The 19,592-nt window shown below is 64.1% G+C and carries 17 protein-coding genes; 9 read left to right on the forward strand and 8 right to left on the reverse strand.

The window, feature by feature from the left end:
• Positions 1-187 precede the first annotated feature (187 nt).
• The 3 genes from C5N93_RS10600 to C5N93_RS10610 all read left to right on the forward strand — a co-directional run bounded on the left by C5N93_RS10600 (position 188) and on the right by C5N93_RS10610 (position 4,814).
• On the forward strand, positions 188-1,360 hold the full coding sequence (locus C5N93_RS10600) for a hypothetical protein (protein ID WP_242559234.1): 1,173 nt from the start codon (positions 188-190) through the stop codon (positions 1,358-1,360).
• A gap of 399 nt (positions 1,361-1,759) precedes the next feature.
• Positions 1,760-3,412 carry a hypothetical protein gene (locus tag C5N93_RS10605; RefSeq protein WP_242559235.1) on the forward strand — a complete coding sequence of 551 codons (1,653 nt, stop codon included), beginning with the start codon at positions 1,760-1,762 and terminating at the stop codon, positions 3,410-3,412.
• Positions 3,413-3,611: 199 nt separating this feature from the next.
• Positions 3,612-4,814, forward strand: a complete 1,203-nt coding sequence (locus tag C5N93_RS10610; RefSeq protein WP_242559236.1) for a globin domain-containing protein — start codon at positions 3,612-3,614, stop codon at positions 4,812-4,814.
• A 115-nt stretch (positions 4,815-4,929) separates the two neighbouring features.
• Here C5N93_RS10610 and C5N93_RS10615 read toward each other — a convergent pair whose 3' ends face one another.
• The 7 genes from C5N93_RS10615 to C5N93_RS10645 form a co-directional block, all read right to left on the reverse strand.
• Positions 4,930-5,757, reverse strand: a complete 828-nt coding sequence (locus C5N93_RS10615; RefSeq protein WP_242559237.1) for a phosphodiesterase — start codon at positions 5,755-5,757, stop codon at positions 4,930-4,932.
• A gap of 7 nt (positions 5,758-5,764) precedes the next feature.
• The gene (locus C5N93_RS10620) at positions 5,765-6,808 is read right to left on the reverse strand and encodes an ABC transporter ATP-binding protein (RefSeq protein ID WP_242559238.1); all 1,044 of its coding nucleotides are present in this window, start codon (positions 6,806-6,808) and stop codon (positions 5,765-5,767) included.
• Positions 6,809-6,873: 65 nt separating this feature from the next.
• On the reverse strand, positions 6,874-7,677 hold the full coding sequence (locus tag C5N93_RS10625) for an ABC transporter permease subunit (protein WP_069344761.1): 804 nt from the start codon (positions 7,675-7,677) through the stop codon (positions 6,874-6,876).
• A 5-nt stretch (positions 7,678-7,682) separates the two neighbouring features.
• Positions 7,683-8,507, reverse strand: a complete 825-nt coding sequence (locus C5N93_RS10630) for an ABC transporter permease (RefSeq protein WP_069344760.1) — start codon at positions 8,505-8,507, stop codon at positions 7,683-7,685.
• Positions 8,508-8,556: 49 nt separating this feature from the next.
• Complete coding sequence (locus tag C5N93_RS10635) at positions 8,557-9,570, reverse strand: extracellular solute-binding protein (RefSeq protein ID WP_150721192.1); 1,014 nt, start codon at positions 9,568-9,570, stop codon at positions 8,557-8,559.
• Positions 9,571-9,901: 331 nt separating this feature from the next.
• A complete protein-coding gene (locus C5N93_RS10640) occupies positions 9,902-10,954 on the reverse strand; it encodes a LacI family DNA-binding transcriptional regulator (protein WP_242559239.1) in 1,053 nt (350 codons plus the stop codon).
• A 386-nt stretch (positions 10,955-11,340) separates the two neighbouring features.
• Positions 11,341-12,237: a hypothetical protein gene (locus C5N93_RS10645; RefSeq protein WP_242559240.1), complete on the reverse strand. Its 897-nt coding sequence runs from the start codon at positions 12,235-12,237 to the stop codon at positions 11,341-11,343.
• Positions 12,238-12,461: 224 nt separating this feature from the next.
• Here C5N93_RS10645 and C5N93_RS10650 point away from each other — a divergent pair, with 224 nt between their 5' ends.
• On the forward strand, positions 12,462-13,028 hold the full coding sequence (locus C5N93_RS10650; protein WP_242559241.1) for an SRPBCC family protein: 567 nt from the start codon (positions 12,462-12,464) through the stop codon (positions 13,026-13,028).
• A gap of 159 nt (positions 13,029-13,187) precedes the next feature.
• Here C5N93_RS10650 and C5N93_RS10655 read toward each other — a convergent pair whose 3' ends face one another.
• Complete coding sequence (locus C5N93_RS10655; protein WP_242559242.1) at positions 13,188-14,180, reverse strand: hypothetical protein; 993 nt, start codon at positions 14,178-14,180, stop codon at positions 13,188-13,190.
• 351 nt (positions 14,181-14,531) lie between these two features.
• Between C5N93_RS10655 and C5N93_RS10660 the strand changes: the two genes are divergently transcribed.
• The 5 genes from C5N93_RS10660 to C5N93_RS10680 all read left to right on the forward strand — a co-directional run bounded on the left by C5N93_RS10660 (position 14,532) and on the right by C5N93_RS10680 (position 19,548).
• A complete protein-coding gene (locus tag C5N93_RS10660) occupies positions 14,532-16,004 on the forward strand; it encodes a 2-hydroxymuconic semialdehyde dehydrogenase (RefSeq protein WP_242559243.1) in 1,473 nt (490 codons plus the stop codon).
• Positions 16,005-16,007: 3 nt separating this feature from the next.
• Positions 16,008-16,448 carry a RidA family protein gene (locus C5N93_RS10665; RefSeq protein WP_242559244.1) on the forward strand — a complete coding sequence of 147 codons (441 nt, stop codon included), beginning with the start codon at positions 16,008-16,010 and terminating at the stop codon, positions 16,446-16,448.
• A gap of 84 nt (positions 16,449-16,532) precedes the next feature.
• The gene (locus C5N93_RS10670) at positions 16,533-17,081 is read left to right on the forward strand and encodes a 3-hydroxyanthranilate 3,4-dioxygenase (protein WP_242559245.1); all 549 of its coding nucleotides are present in this window, start codon (positions 16,533-16,535) and stop codon (positions 17,079-17,081) included.
• A gap of 64 nt (positions 17,082-17,145) precedes the next feature.
• The gene (locus C5N93_RS10675; protein ID WP_242559246.1) at positions 17,146-18,141 is read left to right on the forward strand and encodes an amidohydrolase family protein; all 996 of its coding nucleotides are present in this window, start codon (positions 17,146-17,148) and stop codon (positions 18,139-18,141) included.
• A gap of 213 nt (positions 18,142-18,354) precedes the next feature.
• A complete protein-coding gene (locus C5N93_RS10680; protein ID WP_069344750.1) occupies positions 18,355-19,548 on the forward strand; it encodes an ABC transporter substrate-binding protein in 1,194 nt (397 codons plus the stop codon).
• The last annotated feature ends 44 nt before the right edge of the window (positions 19,549-19,592 follow it).

Below are 19,592 nucleotides of genomic sequence, written 5' to 3' on the forward strand. Positions count from 1 at the left end.
ATGGGTTTTCTCCGGCATACCAAAAACATAGCGATGATTCATGAATATCGCATTGTAGTTCGCGGATCGCTGCCGATGGCAGGTCCGTGCTCGATAGCTTCAGGGGGTGAATGCCAAAACGCGGCGTTGGCGAATGCGCAACCATTCGGCCTTTCCAACGCAACGCGCCACCTGGCGCCTAACCATCATGCCCGGATCCCCGCCCATCACCACCTGCGCCCACAGCACCAGCGAAGGGTCAGCCGCGTCGACCCAGATGGCCGACAGCGCACATCTGACCGCCATGCCTTTAAGTGAATTGCTCGACGTCCAACGCACGCCGTTCTACCGCCCGCAGGACATGTGGAACACGCTTGTCAACGCGCAAACCTGTGCAGGCCGGGAATTGCGAGACGCCTGCGATCGGGCGTCGCGCAACGGCCCATTGTTTCTCGAGATGGTGACGTTGCTGACCATGCCGGAGAGCGATCGCACACTGGATCGACTGTCCGACGCGGGCATCTTTCTCGCCCCCGATCCCGCCAGAAGCTTGCGCCCCGACCACACAGCGCTATTACGGAGCAACGAAGGCCTCGGACTCTGGCTGCGCTACGCCGCCACGCCCACCGGCTATCTGAATGTCTTCGACGGCGCCGACATCTTCGGCACAGCCTGCGCTAACGACCACACGCGCATCGACAAGATTCTTCGGGTTCTGGTGGCAAGTGCACGCGATCGCACCGACGCCGCCCCGTCCATCATGGCGGAAACCGCCCCGCTCAACCCGCTCGTCCATCTATGCAGCCAGGTCGCGCCACACTGGCTCGCTCGCCTGCTCGACATCGGAGCCAATGCCAATCAACGTAACCAGCGCGGCATGCCACTGACTGTCGCAGCCATGCGCGCCGAAGCACTGCGTCTGCATAACGGAGGGCAGGACATCATGCACGCCCATGCGTCGCTGCACGCGCTGGCCAACCTGCTCAAACGGCATGGCGGCGATCTGATGGCGCCGAATCGGCGTGGCGTGCCCGCCGTCGCACTACTCACGTTCCATGGGCTATGCGGTGCCGCCGAAGCACTGCTCGCGTCAGGCGCCGATCCGAACGCAGCCGATGCCCACGGCAATACGCTGATGCACCACCTCACCCATGCGGCGCGTCTGCAAGATGACCCCACGCACAGCGACAACGCCAGGCTTGCGCATTACATGCTGATCGTCGCATCGCGGTACGGCGGCGACCTCACCCGTGTGAACGGCAATGGACATACGGCGCGGGAATGGTTGCCGGCGTCGCTACCGCTTGATGCGCGCGTCGACGATGCGTTTCTCGGCACCGTGCGTGCAACGGCCTTCCGGCGAATCAAGGCGCTCTGCTGAGTCTGCGCGCCTGTCGCAGCGCGCCAGACGCCACGCCACGATGGCCACCACGTCGCTGGGCCGCTGCGCACCGTCATGCTCATGACGGACATGCCCCCTCGCGGCGGCGCGCTCACCGCCCGCCGCACACCTCAAGCCTCAAGCACCTTTTTCCCGGCGACTACCGCCCGCGCCTTCATGCCTTCCATGCCCCTGACCGTGTTAACACCATTGGCTCCTGCCCCGCTCCCAGCCCCGACGCCTGCGTCAGGCTTCGCCCCGCCCATCGCGCCGTGCGCCACGGGGCTGCGCGTCGAGGCGTCCCTCACGCAGATCCGCCTATCCGACATCGCGCTCGACGACCTTCTCGCCGCGCATCGGGACGGGCGCTGCTCATCGCAAACCACCTGGGACACGCTGATGAGTCTCGCAACCGTCGCAGGCCGTGAGCTACGTGACAGCTGTCTAATCGCCAATCCGGCGGATGCCGCGGGCCTGGCCTTTTCAATGGCATCGCTGTTCAGCACGCCCGAGCGGCGTCGTACGCTCTCCGATCTGGACAATGCCGGCATCTTCATCGACCGCTCCCGATACGCGCGACTCGCCCCCGAAGACGCCACGCTACTGATGTGCGATGAGGGACTCCAGCTCTGGTTGCGATATGCCGCATCCCCATCCGCGTACCCGACCCTCTTCGTCGATGCGATCATGAACGGCAGCTTTGCCCCGGAACCACCGCCAGCCATCGCCCGGGCCTTGCGCGTACTGATCGCCTGCGGACGGGACACCACCAACGACGTGCCCAGCTCCGAGATGCCCGGCGACGTTCAGTTACCGCTCTCGCACCTGTGCGGCCACGTCGCCTGGCAATGGTTGCCATCGTTGCTGAAGTTCGGCGCGAACCCCAATCAGGTGACGGCAAGCGGCGTGCCGCTCATCGCATCGGCCATGGCGGCGCAGGCCGACCGCCTTCACGCGCAGGGGCACGATTTGCTCGTTGCCCATGAATCGCTTTACCGCCTTGGCAAGACACTCCATGCCCTCGGCGCCAGCCTCACCGCGCCGTCCCACAGCGGCTCGCCGCCGATCATGCTGCTCGCGCTCAATGGTTACTGTGCTGCCGCCGAGGTCCTGCTCGGACTGGGCGCGACATGCAACACCGCTACGGCCAACCGGGGCGGAAACACGCTGATGCATCAGCTTGCTTCGGCCACACAGCACACGGGCTATTCATTCACGGCCTTCTTCCTCTTCATTCTCGCCCTGCGTTACGGCGGCGATCCCGACCTGCCCAATGATTCGGGCATCAAGGCCATCTCACTGCTTCCGGACAGCCTCTCGCAATACGTTCGACTAAGCCAGAAGATGAACCTCCAGGCACGCGAGAGGGCCTTGCACGTCATCGCCAATCCGAGACCGAAGTCGGCCGAGGAAATGAACGGAACGTTGCCCACCGTCAGCGCTGCACTCATGGCCGAAGCCAAGCGGCTCTGCGATGCCGGGCAAGATCCGCTACTGCCGCATGCTTCGCTGCTTTTGCTGGCCGCAACACTCAAGCAACAAGGCGTCGATATCGCCCAGTCGCATCAGGACGGCTCCCCGCCCATCCTGTGGCTTGCATTGCGCGGGTACTGCGGTGCGGCCGAAGTGTTGCTCGCGCTGACGCCGGACTGCAACGCGCCCCAGTTCGAAGGCAATACGCTGATGCACTTCCTGGCCGTCGCCACACGTCATCCGGGCGACGCCATCTACGCGGATTACATGCTCAATACGGCACTGCGCTATGGCGGCGATCCGACCGTCTGTAACAACGCGGGGCATTCGGCGATCACCTCGCTGACGTCCGAACGTACCCGCTTCCTGCGCGCCGGGCTGTCTTTCGTCGCACAAACGCGCAAACGCTCCGCACAGACGGTCGAGAACCGTCGCAATCCGCTTCTGCGCGCAACGCTGCTCGCCAGCCGCGCAGGCCGCGCCAGCCATCAAGACCGACAGGACCGGCAAGACCGGCAGACGCCCGCGACCTCACTGACCGCCACGAACCCCTTGCGACATTCCGCCGCAGACCTATAACATGCATTTTATTTACATCTTATAATCACTCCGCCGGCCCCCTGAATGTTGTTGTCGTGATTTGAGCCTTGGGGGACCGGCGACCGAATGCCGCGCCGTGAATCTCTCGTAACGAGATGCCACGGGGCTCGAGAAACACCCACAAGTACGACCAAAAAGATGCATTTTGTTTGCATCTTATAAATTCAGGAGTCTTGCCATGCTTTCCGCCGCTTCCCGCCCGTACATCGACGCCAGCGTTCCGGTCCTGCGCGAACACGGTCTCGCGATCACGCGTCACTTCTACGCGAGCATGTTCGAGGCGCATCCCGAGCTGCGCAATCTGTTCAACATGGGCAATCAGGCGAGCGGCGCACAACAGCAATCGCTTGCCTCGGCCGTGTTCGCGTACGCCGCGAACATCGACAACGCCGCGGCCCTCACACCGGTGCTCGAACGCATCGTCCACAAGCACGTGTCGGTTGGCATCACGCCCGCGCACTACCCGATCGTCGGACGTCATCTGCTCGGCGCCATCAAGGATGTGCTGGGTGATGCCGCCACGCCCGAGCTGATCGCCGCCTGGGACGAAGCTTACTGGTTGCTGGCTGGCGAGTTGATCGCGGCGGAAGCGCGTCTGTCCGAGAAATCCCGCGCGCCGTTAGGCACGCTGCGCGAGCTGATCGTGACCGACGTTGACCGCGAAACCGAACATGTCGTGTCGTACTACCTGCGCACGCCCGAGGGTGGCTCGCCGGGCGAGTTCGTGCCGGGTCAGTATGTGAGTGTCTGTGTCACACTGCCGGACGGTCTGCAACAGCGCCGCCAGTACAGCCTCTCCGACGCCCCCGAAGCCCCGCACTGGCGCATCACCGTCAAGCGCGAAGACGCGGGCGATGCGAAGCCCGCTGGTCAGGTATCGAACTGGTTGCATGCCAACGTGAAGGCAGGCGACCGTCTGCGGGTCAGCCCCGCATATGGCGAGTTCACGCTGCCGCTGCACGACACACGCCCGCTCGTCCTGCTCAGCGCGGGCGTGGGGATCACACCGATGGTGTCGATGGTGGCCGCCTTGGCAGCCCAAGGGTCGCGTCGCGAAATTCTGTTCGCACACGCAGGCCGCAACGGCTCGCACGTCGCCCTGCGCCGGCAACTGGCGTTCGCAAAGACGCAGTTGCCGCATCTGCGCGTGGCAACGTTCTTCGAAACGCCGCTGCCGACCGAGCGTGAGGGCGTGGATTACACGTTTGCCGGACGCATGGACCTCTCGCGTCTCACCCTGCCCGCCGATGCCGACTACCTGATGTGCGGCCCGTCGCCGTTCATGCAAACGCAATGGCGCGCGCTGCGCGACGCGGGCGTACCCGCCGAGCGCATGCATCGCGAAGTCTTCGGCCCGGACGCACTGGATCACCTGCTGTAATCTCGCCGGTCCTGGTAAACGCACAAGGCCCCCGAGTCACCCTCGGGGGCCTTGTGCTGTCTGCGCGTTCCGTATGGCTGATGCAACCGTCAGCGCCACGAACAGGATTCGCCGATCAGTCGATCAGCGCACCGGTAGCGTCGTAGAACGGATGCGAGCCGCCCGCATCGTCGACAAACGCCAGATGGGAGACGAGACCCGTCTGCGGCGTGAACCGATGCAACTGGAACGCGGGAGGATCGAGCACCCAGGCGGACGGCCCGCCCTCACGCAGATCGAGGGCGACCTGATGCGCAGGCGACGGACACACGCTCGCCACGGTGCCCGCGAAGCGCGTGTGAATCGGACGATGCACGTGACCGCAGATCACCCGCTCCACGTTGTCGAAACGCTTCACGATGGCGGCCAGCTTGACGGCCGCCGCCGGATCGAGCGCCTGAATGTCCATATGCTCGATGCCGCACGCAAACGGCGGATGGTGCATCGCAATCACCGTCGGCGTTCCGGTATCGCTGGCCAGCGTCGCTTCGAGCCAGTCGAGACGCTCGTCGCACAACTTGCCGCCGCCATTGGGCGGATCCTGCGTATCGAGCGCGACGAGTCGCATCGGCCCGAACATCGCCGTGTACTGAACGAAGTTGCCCGGCTTGCCGAGGTACGTATGCTCCGGGAACACCTCTCGCAAGGCGTCGCGTCCGTCGTGATTGCCGATGACGAGGTAGTACGGGATTTGCAGCGGCGTGAGCAGACGTCGCAGGTGCTCGTACTCCTCGCGCGCGCCGAAATCGACGAGATCGCCCGTGAGCACCACGAAGTCGGGACGCGGTTCCAGCGTATTGAGACGCGCCACGCAGCGTTCGAGATAGGCGGCGGTATCGACACGACGATAGGCCAGCTTGCCGGGGCGTTTGATGTGAAGGTCGCTGATTTGCGCGAACAGCATGAGCGAATTATCCGTGAAGCGAAAAGACATGGGCGGCGGGCAGCGACAGGCCCACCTTGTCGCCGACGCGGCACTCGCGGCGGCTGGAAACTTCGACCAGCACCGCGCCGGCGGCAGACACGCCGCTGAGCGTCAGGCGCGTGCGGTCACCAAGGAACTGCACTTCCTCGATCTGGCCCGTGAGCGCGGCGTCGCCCGCAGGCACCACGATCGCGTCTTCCGGACGGAAGTACAGCTCTTCGACGTCGGCGCGCACATTCGGGCACGCCAGGTGACCGCCTTCCAGATGGAAGTGACCGTCGCGCCACACACCGGCCAGCCGATTGAGCGTGCCGACGAAGTTCGCTACGTGACGCGACGCCGGTTGATAGTAGATGTCGCGCGGCGCGCCGATCTGTTCGATACGGCCGGCGCTCATCACCACGATGCGGTCGCCCAGTGCCATCGCTTCGTCCTGATCGTGCGTGACGTACACCGTCGTCACGCCGAGTCCCCGCAGCAGGCGGTCCATATCGGCGCGCACGGTCTCGCGCAACTTGGCGTCCAGCGCCGTGAGCGGTTCGTCGAGCAGCAGCACACGCGGCTCCGGCGCGAGCGCGCGGGCCAGCGCCACACGCTGCTTCTGACCGCCGGAGAGTTGTGCGATGGCGCGGTCTGCGTACGGCGTGAGGTGCACCAGATCGAGCAACTCGTCCACACGCTTGTCGATCTGCGCCGAGGGCAGGCCGCGCAACTTGAGGCCGTACGCGACGTTGCCGCGCACGGTGAAGTTCGGAAACAGGGCGTAGTTCTGGAAGACCATGCCGACACGACGCTTTTCGATCGGCAGACGCGTGACGTCTTCGTCGCCGAAGCGAACGCGACCGCCGGCGTCCGGGCGCTCAAGGCCCGCGATCATGCGCAGCGTCGTGGTCTTGCCGCAACCCGACGGGCCGAGCAGCACCAGCGTCTCGCCCGCGCCGATCGTCAGATCGAGCGGTTGCAGAACGGTGTTGCCGTGAAACGTCTTGGCACAGCGTTCGAGGTGAATGGGGATGGAAGTCAGTTTCATCGTCAAATCCTTGGCATTCGGTGTGCGCGCGGCGCAATCGCTAAATCAGCGGCACTCAGCGGCTCTCAGGTGCGCCCGCGCGCGTTGCGAACTTTCGCGCGTTGCGCCGTCATCTGCATGACGATGAGCAACGGCACGATCAATACGAAGAACACCGCCGTGTAGGCACTGCCGATCTCCAGACGCAGCGACGCGTAAGCGTCGGCCAGCCCAACCGGCAGCGTCTTGGTGTCGGGCGTGTGCAACATCCACGTGAGGTTGAATTCGCCGAGCGAGAGCGTCACGACGATGAGCGCAGCGGCCACGATCTCGCTTCGGATGTTGGGCAGCACCACGGTCATGAAGCGTCGCAGGAAGCTCGCACCGAGACTCGCGGCGCCCTCCTCCATCAGCTTGATGCGCGAGTCGGCGCAGGCAGCCGCCACGGCGCGCACCATGAACGGCAGCGTGAAGATCACGTGGCCGACGATGATGAACGCCAGGCTTTCGCGAAAGCCGCGCATGCCGCCATACACGCTGATCAGCGCCAGCGCACTCGCCAGCCCCGGCAGCGCGATGGGCAGCGTGAGCAGTTCTTCGATCCAGCGCGCGAAACGGCTCTGCCAGCGGGCGAGCACGTAACCGGCGGGTACACCAAGCAATGCGACGAGCACCAGCGTGGCGGCGCCGACGTAGAGCGAATTCAGAATCGCGTCGTGATAGTCCTGCCAGACCTGAATCACCCACTTGAACGTGAGGCCGGCGGACGGACCACGGAAATAGTTCACCGACAGGCCGGCGAGAATCGACATCCCGACCGGAATCAGCAGGAACGCGCACATCAGCAGCGTGAGCAGCAGTTGCAGCGTGAAAAGGGTTTTCTTGAGCATGCGGATCAACCTCCGGCGGCGACAGCCTGCCCAGTGAAATTGCGGGCCAGCATCAGCACCGCCCAGGTGACGATGCCGAGAATCACCGAGAGTGCCGCCGCCGTCGCCACATTGGCGTTGAGCGTGAACTCGGTGTAGATGGTCATCGGCAGCACGTCGATGTCGGTAGCCAGCGTGAAGGCCGTGCCGAACGCACCGACCGAGGTCGCGAAACACATCGCGCCCGAGGCGATCAGCGCGGGGGCGAGCGCGGGCAGCGTGACGTCGCGCGCGATGGCAAACGGACCGGCGCCCAGCGAGGCCGCCGCTTCCGTGAGCGAATGATCGAGCGATTCCGCCGCGGCCATCACGGCCAGAATCACACGCGGAATCGAGAAATACAGGTAACCGAGAAACAGCCCGGCGAGCGAGTACGCAAACACGAGCTTGTGACCGACGAGCTTCAACGTCAGGTCACCGATCAGACCCTGGCGTCCCGCGAGCATGATGACCATGAAACCGACCACCACGCCGGGGAACGCCAGCGGCAGGGTAAGCATCGACACGAGTGCCGATTTCCCCGGAAAGTCATGACGGGTGAGGAAGAGGCCCGCCACAAGCGATAGCGCCAGAGTGGCCAGAGTGACGAGTGCTGAGAGCACCACGGTCTGCCAGAGGCTGTCGAGATAACGCGCGTTGGTGAGAATCGCGCGATAAGTCTCGAACGCGTGACCGTCGCCGCTGACCTGCACAAGTGCGGCCATCGGCAACAGCCAGAACGCCAGAAAGACCGCCAGTGCCGGTAGCAGAAGTGCCACGCGCCAGCCGCGCGGCAAAGTCAGGTCACGCATCGCTTGCTTTGCTCCTCTTCCTCGTTGGTCGTTACCGTACGCAGATGTCTTAGCGCACGTTCTTCAGGTACTGCTGACCGAACGCGTCCTGCTGCGCGGCGAGCTTTTGCAGGTCGACGGGCTTCACGCGAGCGTAGTCGGTCGACGGCAGGAACTTGGCAGCCACGTCAGCCGGCATGGTGCTGGCACGCACCGGACGCAGGAACGCTTGCGCCCAGTGCGCCTGCCCCTTGTCGGACAGCGTGTAGTCGATCACCTTCTTGCCGTTGTCGCTATGCGGCGCGTTCTTTACGAGCGCGATCACGTACGGCAGCGACACCGAGCCTTCCATCGGAATCACGAACTGCACGTTGGCGCGGTCCTTGTAGATGGCGCGGTAGGCGTTGAAATCGAAGTCGATCAGGATAGGAATCTCACCCGAGAGCACGCGCGCGTAGGCCGTTTGCTTCGGCACGATCGGGGCGTTGGCCTTGAGCTTCTGGAAGAAGCTGATGGCCGGGCCGAAGTTGTCCATCGAACCGCCGAGCGCCTGGTTGGCGGCAATCGCGGCGGCGTAGCCGGCGAACGCGCTGCTCGGGTCCAGATAACCCACCATGCCCTTGTATTCCGGCTTGAGCAGGTCGGCCCACGAACGCGGCACCGGCTTGCCTTCCAGGGCGTCGCGGTTCACGAAGAAGCCGACCGTGCCCGAGTGGATGGTCGTCCACATGCCGTTCGGATCCTTCAGGTTGGCCGGCACCTGATCCCAGTTAGCCGGCTTGTACGGCGCGAGCAGGCCCTTCTTCGCGGCTTCGATGGCCGAGGTGATGCCCAGATAGACGATGTCGGCGACCGGCGCCTTCTGTTCGGCGATCAATTGTGCAACCGCCTGGCCCGAGTTCTTGTTGTCGAGCGGCACGCGGATACCGGTGTCCTGCGCAATCGACTTGACCTGTCCGGCCCAGTCCGCCCATTCCGGCGGGCAGTTGTAGCAGATCGCGGTCTGCTGGGCATGCGCGGCGCCAGCGCCGAGCAAGGTGAACAACGCCAGCGTGCGAGCGGCGCGGGTGATCCAAAGCTTCATTTCTGGGCTCCTGAAAGTCTGAGCGTGGGCAGCACATGGCTGCCTCAGGTTGCGTTCTCTACAGTCCGGGATTGTCCGACTGTCTGATACGGGCCTTGCGGCCGGATGCCTGATTGCCTTGGCCGTCGCTGCGCTCTCTTGACGGAGTCAGTCGTCGGCCGCTTCCTTGCTTTCTTGCTGCTTTCTTGCTGCTATTTCTTGCTGCTTTCTTGCTGCTTTCTTGCTGCTTTCTTGCTGCTTTCTTGCTGCTTTCTTGCTGCTTTCTTGCTATTCACTTCGATGCTTCAAAATCGTTGCGGCGCTTCTCTGCCGCCTGCGCCCTGCGACGGCGTCACTCGCGCTTGCCCGGCGGCGACGCCACCGTGCCGCCCCGGCGCACTTCGTGCGGCAGGATCAGCGCGTGGCTGAGCGCCGCATCATGCGGGGCGCTCACGCCAGCGGCGCCCACCCGTCCGTCGATCTGCGCGAGCAGACGTTGCGCGGCGTGACGTCCGATGTCCACGCTCGGTTGCACGACCGTGGCGAGCGTGGGTGAAAGCAGTTCGCCCACGGCGAGGCCGTCGAAGCCGAGCACAGAGATATCGTCCGGTACGCGCAGGCCGGCTTCGCGCAGCGCACGCATCACGCCGAGGGCGAGCAGATCGTTGGAGCAGAACAGGGCCGTGGGACGCGCGCCGTCGCGCTCGCGCTGCGCCAGCCACTCGCGAACCCGCTCACCGCGTGCCCCGCTGTTGAAATCGATTTCGAAGGCCGGCAGCGGCGTGAGGCCGGCGGCTTGCATGGCGTCCCCATAGCCGAGATAGCGACGCTTGGCACGGTCCGAAGCGTGCAGCGCCCCCGTCACCATGACGATGTCGCGATGCCCTGCCTCGATCAGCATGGCAACACCCTGCGCTGCCGCAGCACGGTTATCGACGGAGACACATGGACGGTCCGGCGCGTCGTTGTAGACGAGTTGGCAGGCCACCCCTTCGGCGGCGAGATCGTCGATGAGCGCGCTGTGTTCGGCATCGGCGAGGGTGAGCAGCAGACCGTCCACCCGCTGTTGCAGCAGGGTTTCGATGGCATTGCGCTCGCGCTCGGGATCGTATTGGGTGGTGACGAGCAGCAGGCGGTGCCCGGTCCCGTCGATGGCCGCCTCAATGCCTTCGAGGCAGTCGGCAAACACCGGGTTGCCGAGCGTGGGCAGCATGACGCCGATCAGGCCGGTGCGTTCGCCGCGCAGTTGACGGCCGAGGGCGTTGGGACGGAATTTCAGCTCGGCGGCCGCCGCATGCACCTTGGCAAGCGTCTCGGGACGCACGAGATGCGGCGAATTGAGCGCGCGCGACACGGTCGCGATCGAACATCCTGCACGCTGTGCCACATCCCGAATATCAGCCACACCCCGCTCCTCTTGTCTGGACCGTCATTTTTGACGTTGACGGATTTTACGCAAATGTAAACGTTTACGAAAACGTTTTCATTTAGGGATTGTATGGAGGCTTTGTGATGAATTCGTGACAGGAAACTCGTCGATGCGCACGCACAACGGTCGGTGGGATAAGGCGGTACACAGGTGCACCGCCCCCCTCGCAGGTGTGAGGTTCGCTGAATCAGCCGATATCCGGCGATGAATTGGATGGAGGGTACGCGAGATGGCGCCGTCGGGGGGGGGCGCTGGCGATGCGTCGCCCATCCCCCCGACGGATACCCGCGATTACACGGCGGGGGGTTGTTGAGAAGACGCTGCGGTCTTATCCGCCGGCTCGCCGGGCAGGCGTCCGGGCTTCAATGCGGTGACCGTGTTGCCGGCCGGCGTACGGACTCGCCGACGGAGGCTCGCGCCGTACGTAACTCAGAATCGGTGACGTCGTACTCCACTAGCAGCATCATGACTTCACCGAGGCGTTCGCCTGGGACGAATTGATTGATTATCGACGCGTGCTCCTGAACGACAGGGACACCGTGAGGCTTGTCATTCAGGATGCATCGCAACGCCGGCACGACCTCCTCTGACCTGAGACATGACAAGCTCCTGACGAACTGCCCCAGCACCACCAGCTTGACATAGTCCAGATCGCCCACATTGTTGTCTTTTGCGACCTCGGCGACATAGTCGTTGACGAAGGTACGCCATGCGTCGTCGCCCGCGGATACGGCCTGCCTCCATGCACTCGCCATCTCAGGAGCGAGCGGTGCCCGCCGGACCTGACCGGCGGCTGGCGCCTGAAACGCGACGTACTGCGAGCGCGTGTTGCGCAGGGCGCCGCTACCCGCGGTATAGGAATGGCCAACGGGCGCTGCCGCAGCCATTGTCACGGGTTGACCGATGTTGCGATTGTGGAGTCGATGGGGCTGTGGTGCGCCCGAAGTGACTTCCAGACGCAGCGTTGCATTGCCTTGCACTGTGAATACGCCTCGGACCGCCTGATCGCCGCGAATTGCATCAGGTCGCGAGGCATAGGGATAGCCGAGCTTGTCGGGATCGACGTAGTCACCACCGCCTCCGAACCACTCCATGAAATCGTCGAAGTCGTCGTACGGACACATCTTGGGCGGTGCTGAACGTTGCTCGGCGCCGGAAAACGTTTGCGCGAAACCTTCCGGATTCGATGCTTGAGCTTGGGGGGGTGTTTCGACGAGCAGCGGGGGCGTTTGAATCGTGGGGATATCAATCTTCATCATGATGGCTCTCCATCGGGTGGGTGGAGATTCCATCTTGGTCGCGATACGTCACACCACTTTAAGAGACGGCTGCACGGCTTCGGCTTTCGGAACGTGGCCCGGGCAGGTGAAGCGTCATCCCAACGAACGGGCAGGATGCCGCCTATACTGAAATTCCCCCCTCGCAACGGCTCCAACGGGGGGGATATCACGGCAGCCCCTTCCATTCACGACCGGGAAAGGCCATGAACGACTATCACTTCCTCACCTTGTGGCGGCTCACGGCGCCGCTAGACGAAGTCTGGGACACCCTGCGCGATGTCGACCACTGGGCGCGCTGGTGGCCGTGCGTGCGAGACGTCCGTACGCTCGATGCCGGCGACGCCGATGGCGTCGGCGCCGTGCGCCAACTGACGTGGCACGGCGCGCTCCCCTACTCGCTCACCATCGAGACCCGCGTCACGCATATCGATCCGATGCGCGAAGTGCGCACCGTCGCCACCGGCGAAGCCGAAGGCACCGGTGTCTGGCGTTTCGATACGGAAGGCTCGATTACCGTCGTTCGGTATGCGTGGGACGTCCACACCAAGCGGGAATGGATGAACAAGCTCGCGCCGCTCGCCCGCCCGCTGTTCCGCTGGAATCACAACTATGTGATGCGTCGGGGCGGCGAAGGTCTCGCCGCGACGCTCAATGCCCATCTGGTCGAGTGCCTCGACACGGACCTGCCGCCCGCAGCCATCGGCAAGGAACGCGACCCGCGCGAACTGCGGGAAGCCAGGGCCAGGGTCAGTCACGATCCGCGGCACTAATGCGGCACTAATGCGGCACTAATGCGGCACTAATGCGGCACTAATGCGACACTAACGCGGCATTAGCGCTGCACTAACGCGACACTACCGGCCAGCGCATGGACGATGTCAACCGTCACTGCGCTGGCGTTGCCGCATCACGCCACGGCGATCTTGATATCACGCGATGATCTTGTAGTCACGAAGCAGCGACTTCAACGCGTCTCGCTGGTCTTCCGGGAAGAACGATTCGATCTCGTCCGCCCAGCCCTGCACCGCGTCGACACCCTTGCGCGCCGAGTCTTTAAGAATGCACTTGAGCGCAGGCAGTTTGTCGGCGTCGGGCAGTAATCGCAGTTTCCCGACAAATTCCGACATGAGACCGGCGGTGACATAAGGTCGCACCGAGTCGAGGGCCGCCGCGACTTTCTCATTCATGAAGGCATTCCAGGCGGCGTCGCCATTCTGAGCGGTCCTTGACCACTCATCGATCAGGTTGCCGCCTGAGGGCACGGACTCAAGCATGCCCGCCGCCGGGATCGTCGCCTGACGCGCGCCTTGCAGCACGCCGTCCTTCACGATCAGCTTGCCCTTGGTTGCCCCGCCGATGATCTGATTGAGAATGCTGTCGAAAATACTGCGCGTTTGCGGCGGCTGCGACTTCAGGTCGACTTTGGACGAGCACGCTCTGAACGGGTCGCCCCCATCCGCCCTGTCGACCGGCCGTTGCCACGATTGCATCGGCCCCGGTCGAACGCCCGTGCTTGCCGCATAGGAAACGCCTGGAGCCGTCGGCGCGGAGGCCACCCCCGCGCCAGGCACACCATTGAGAGACGATGGATACGCCTCCGAACGTGCCGCGCCAGTCCAGAGCTCAACGGCGAGCCTGGCGTTGCCTTGCAATGAAAACGTCGCGTGCGTGCTGTTCTGCCCTTGCGCACGGCCCAACGGCGCGCTGGCGAGACGATCGTCCCATTTGATGTCATCCGACGGCAACCAGTTTTCGTCGAAATCCTGCCATGCGTTGCGCGTCGACACCTGCGGCGCCTGAAGTCGGGCACCGTCGAAGGTGCTCGCGAAGTGTCCTGGACGATTGTCCTGAGCCTGCGCCGTCGGTAGCGTCGGATCGATCGGTGCGGCGATCATGGGGGCATGCGTTGAACTCTCAATCATGATGGCTCTCCATCGGGTAAGGGAGATTCCATCTTGGTCGCAATGCGGCACATCACTTTAAGAGACGTCAGCCGCCTTTCGGATTTCGAATCACGGTCGATGCAAGTCATGGCGTAGTCCCAGTCATCGGGCGAGATATCCCCCGAAACGCGCACCACCCAACGGTTCGCCTGAGCCTGCGTCGCCGCCCCGCCAACGCTGCTATTCCATTCCGGAATACACGATCCCGCACATTTCATTATTTTTTATATCGACGGATGCCTAGACTTGTGGACATCCGGCGGTCATGCCGTGGCGTTCGCCGCCGCCGACCTATGCCGCCCCACAAGACACTCAGCTCCAGGAGACCTCGTGAGCCTTGCGACTGCGCCGCTGCTGCGGCATTACGTGGATGGCGCCTTCGTCGCCACCGACCGTCAGTTCGATAACCTCAGCCCGGTGGACGGGCGGCTCGTCGCGAAGGTCTGCGAAGCCGACGCCGCCACCGTCGACCGCGCCGTGCGCGCCGCCCGCCGAGCGCTGCACGACGGCCCCTGGGGCAAGACCACGCCCGCCGAGCGCGCCGCGGTGCTGCACCGCATCGCCGACGGCATTCAGGCGCGCTTCGACGACTTCGTCGCCGCTGAAGTCGCCGATACCGGCCGTCCCGTGGAGCAGGCCCGCACGCTGGACATCGCCCGGGGCATCGCCAACTTCCGCATGTTCGCGGACCTGATCAAGACCGCCGGCAGCGAAATGTACGAGATGCGCGCCGCCGACGGCGGCGACGTCATGAACTACGTCACCCGCAAACCGCTCGGCGTGATCGGCATCATCTCGCCGTGGAACCTGCCGCTGCTGCTCTTCACGTGGAAAGTCGCCCCGGCTTTGGCGATGGGGAATTGCGTGGTCGCCAAGCCGTCGGAGGAAACCCCGTCGTCCGCCACGCTGCTCGCCGAAGTCATGGACGCCGCCGGCGTGCCGCCCGGCGTCTTCAACCTCGTGCACGGCTTCGGCCCGGACTCCGCCGGCGAATTCCTGACCCGGCACCCGGACGTGGCCGCCATCACCTTTACCGGGGAATCCCGCACGGGCAGCGCCATCATGAAAGCGGTCGCCGACGGCGTGAAGGAAATCTCGTTCGAACTCGGCGGCAAGAACGCCGCCGTCGTGTTCGCCGACGCCGATTTCGAGAAGGCTGTCGACGGCGTGGTGCGCTCGTCGTTCACCAACGCCGGACAGGTCTGCCTGTGCTCGGAGCGTGTCTATGTCGAACGTCCGATCTTCGACCGGTTCGTCGCCGAGTTGGCCAGGCGAGCCGCCGCCCTGCGTATCGACGCCCCCGACGCCGACGGCGTGCAAATGGGTCCGCTCGTTTCCCGCAAGCATCGCGAGAAGGTGCTCTCTTACTATCGTCTGGCCGACGAAGAAGGGGCGACGGTCGTGACCGGCGGCGGCGTGCCGAGCTTCGGCGATGTCCGCGACGAAGGCGCTTTCGTGCAGCCGACGGTGTGGACCGGCCTGCCGGATACCGCTCGCTGCGTGCGTGAAGAGATCTTCGGCCCGGTGTGCCACGTGGCGCCGTTCGACAGCGAAGACGAAGTGATTCGCCGCGTGAACGATAGCGACTATGGTCTGGCCGGCTGCGTGTGGACGACGAACCTGTCGCGTGCGCATCGGGTGGCGCGTCAGTTCCAGACCGGGCTGGTGTGGGTCAACACGTGGTTCCTGCGCGACCTGCGCACGCCGTTCGGCGGCGTGAAGCTCTCCGGGCTGGGCCGGGAAGGCGGGCGTCACTCGCTCGACTTCTATTCCGAAATCACCAACATCTGCATCAAGCTCTGAACCATGCACACTTCGCAAAACCAGAACACGCAGGCCCGGGTCGTCGAAGGCAAAGCCAAGCCGCGCGGCAAGTTTCCGCACATCAAGCGCGCAGGCGACTTCCTGTTCGTCTCGGGCACCAGCTCGCGCCGCCCCGATAACTCCTACGCCGGCGCACAGGTCGATGCGCTGGGCGTCACGCAACTCGACATCCGCGAGCAGACGCGCGCCGTGATCGAGAACATTCGCGACATTCTCGCGAGCGAAGGCGCTACGCTGGCCGACGTCGTCGAAGTCGGTTCGTTCCTCGTGAACATGAACGACTTCGGCGGCTATAACGAGGTGTACGGCGAGTACTTCGACGAGAATGGCCCCACGCGCACGACGGTCGCCGTGCATCAGTTGCCGCACCCGTTGCTGCTCATCGAAATCAAATGCGTGGCCTACGCGCCGCGCGCACGGTAACGTCACTAGACGCTCGACGCGCCATCGATACCGATAACGATACCGACACCCATACCTCTGAAGCGGCATGACCCGGGAGACAGCATGTTGACGTATGGCAAGCCTTTCAATTTCCAGCGCTGGATCGACGATCACGCGCATCTGCTCAAACCGCCCGTGGGCAATCAGCAGGTCTGGCAGGACAGCGACTTCATCGTGACGGTCGTGGGCGGACCGAACCATCGCACCGATTACCACGACGATCCGCTCGAAGAGTTTTTCTATCAGTTCAAGGGCAACGCCTGGGTCAATCTGTGGATCGACGGGCGGGCCGAACGCGTCGACCTCAAGGAGGGCGACATCTTCCTGCTGCCGCCGCACGTGCGCCACTCGCCGCAGCGGCCGGAGGAAGGCAGCCTGTGTCTCGTGATCGAGCGTCAGCGCCCGGCGGGTCTGCTCGACGGCTTCGAGTGGTACTGCCTGAACTGCGGCACGCAGGTGCATCGCGTGGAAGTTCAGCTCAAGAGCATCGTGACCGATCTGCCGCCGCTGTTCGAAGCGTTCTACGGCGACGAATCGCTGCGCCGATGCCCCGGTTGCGGCGAGATCCACCCGGGCCGCGCGGCACAACCCAGAACCCCGGCGTCGGCATGATCCACGCTGCCCCCCGCCCTTGAACGATAACCACAGCAGCACTCAGCACATCACACGTCACGTCATGAAGAAAATCGACATGCACGCCCACTTCTTCCCGCGCATCACGCAGGAAGAAGCGGCCCGCCTCGACGCCGCCACCGCCCCATGGCTGCGTATCGACGAAGGCGGCGAGACCGGCAACATCATGCTCGACAACCGCGCCTTCCGCCCGGTCTACCGCGCGCTGTGGGATCCCGCGCTGCGCGTCGAAGAACTCGACCGCCATGGCGTAGACCTGCAAGTCGTCTGCGCCACGCCGATCATGTTCGGCTACCGCTACGACGGCCACGCCGTCATGGACTGGGTGCAGCGCATGAACGACCTCGCGCTGGAACATTGCGCCTACGCCCCCGAGCGTCTGAAAGCCATGGCGCAAGTGCCGCTGCAAGACCTCGACCTGGCCTGCGCCGAGGCGTCGCGCGCCAAGGCCACCGGTCATGTGGGCGTGCAGATCGGCAACCATCTGGGCGAAAAAGATCTGGATGACGAACAACTCGTCGCGTTTTTGCGGCACTGCGGCAACGAACATATCCCGGTGCTCGTGCACCCGTGGGACATGATGACCGACGGCCGCATGAAGAAGTGGATGATGCCGTGGCTCGTCGCCATGCCCGCCGAGACGCAGCTCTCCATCCTGTCGCTGATCCTCTCCGGCGCGTTCGAACGGCTGCCCCGCTCGCTCAAGCTGTGCTTCGCCCACGGCGGCGGCGCCTTCCCGTACCTGCTGGGCCGTGCCGAGAACGCCTGGCATTGCCGCGACATCGTGCGCGCCGACAGCCCGCACCCGCCCTCGCACTATCTGGACCGGTTCTACGTCGATAGCGCCGTGTTCGACCCGCGCGCGCTGCGTCTGCTCGTCGACACGATGGGCGTGGAACGCATCATGCTCGGCTCCGACCACCCGTTCCCCCTCGGCGAACAGGACATCGGCCGTCTGGTCGCCGATCAGCCGGGGCTGGACGACGCCGGCCGGCACCGCATTCTCGCTGGGAACGCCATTGAATTCTTCGGCCTGTAACTGGGGCTTTCCCGGAGTGTTTTTAAAAACGCTTGCCTACGCAAAAGGCGTCGTTTAGGCTGGGCGATGAAATACTTGATGCTTAAACAATTCTGTAGGTTTTGACATAGTCTGACGCGCCTGGCCAACGATGACCGACGTGAAGAAGCGGTCAGGTATCCCGGCGCGAGTCCGCAGATAGACGGTGCTTGAATTCATAGTTTGGAGACCATGATGACGGGAACGAAGACCACGCAACGCAAAGCCATCGCTGTTCTGGGCGCCATCGCTGCCGCAGCGGCGATGTTCGCATCGGGCGGTGCGCAGGCCCAGGTGAAGATCGGCTTCATCGGCACGCTGTCCGGCCCGGGCGGCGCGCTCGGCCAGGATCAGTACGACGCCTTCATGCTCGCCATCGAGCAAAAGGGCGGCAAGCTCGGTGGCGTGCCGGTGCAGGTGATCAAGGAAGACGACCAGCTCAAGCCGGACGTCGGCGTGCAGGCGGCGCAAAAACTGGTGGAGCGCGACAAGGTCCAGCTCATCACCGGCGTGACGTTCTCGAACGTCATGATGGCGATCCACAAGAACGTGACGAACGCGGGCGTGGTGATGGTCGGCTCGAACGCCGGCCCGGCGCCGATCGCGGGTGAGCAGTGCTCGCCGAACTTCTTCTCGACGTCGTGGGACAACGACGAACTGCACGAAGCCGGCGGTCAGCTCTCGACCGATCTGGGCTACAAGAAGATGTACGTGATGGCCCCGAACTATCAGGCCGGACGCGACGCCGTGAACGGCTTCAAGCGCGACTTCAAGGGCCAGATCGTCGATGAGGTCTACACGCAGGTCAACCAGCCGGACTACTCGGCCGAAATCGCCCAGTTGCAGGCCGCCAAGCCCGACGCCGTCTACGTGTTCTACCCCGGCGGCATGGGCGTGAATTTCGTCAAGCAGTACCGTCAGGCCGGCCTGCTCGGCAAGATTCCGCTGATCTCCGTGTCGACCATCGACGGCTCGACCCTGCCCGCCCTGAAGGAACAGGCGGTCGGCAGCATTACCAGCGCGCCGTATTCGCCCGACCTCGACAACGCGCAGAACAAGCAGTTCGTCGCGGCCTTCCAGAAGAAGTACAACCGCGTGCCGTCGATGTACGCCGCGCAGTCGTACGACGCCGCCAACCTGATCGACTCGGCCCTCGCCAAGACCAAGGGCAGCGTGGCCGATCGCGAAGCGCTGCGTGCTGCACTCAAGGCCGCCGACTTCCAGTCGGTGCGCGGGTCGTTCAAGTTCGCGAGCAACCAGTTCCCCATCGCCCCGTTCTATCGGGTGGACGTCGTGAAGGACAGCAGCGGTGCTGCGTTCGCGAACAAGGGAAAGATCGATATCAAGACGCGCGCCAATCTGGCGTCGATGTGCAAGATCCGTTCGTAACGTTGTCAATCGGCGGACTTGCCGAGCGGGGGCGGCCTGCCCCC

The sequence above is a fragment of the Pandoraea sp. LA3 genome (assembly GCF_022696215.1).
Lineage (GTDB): Bacteria > Pseudomonadota > Gammaproteobacteria > Burkholderiales > Burkholderiaceae > Pandoraea > Pandoraea capi.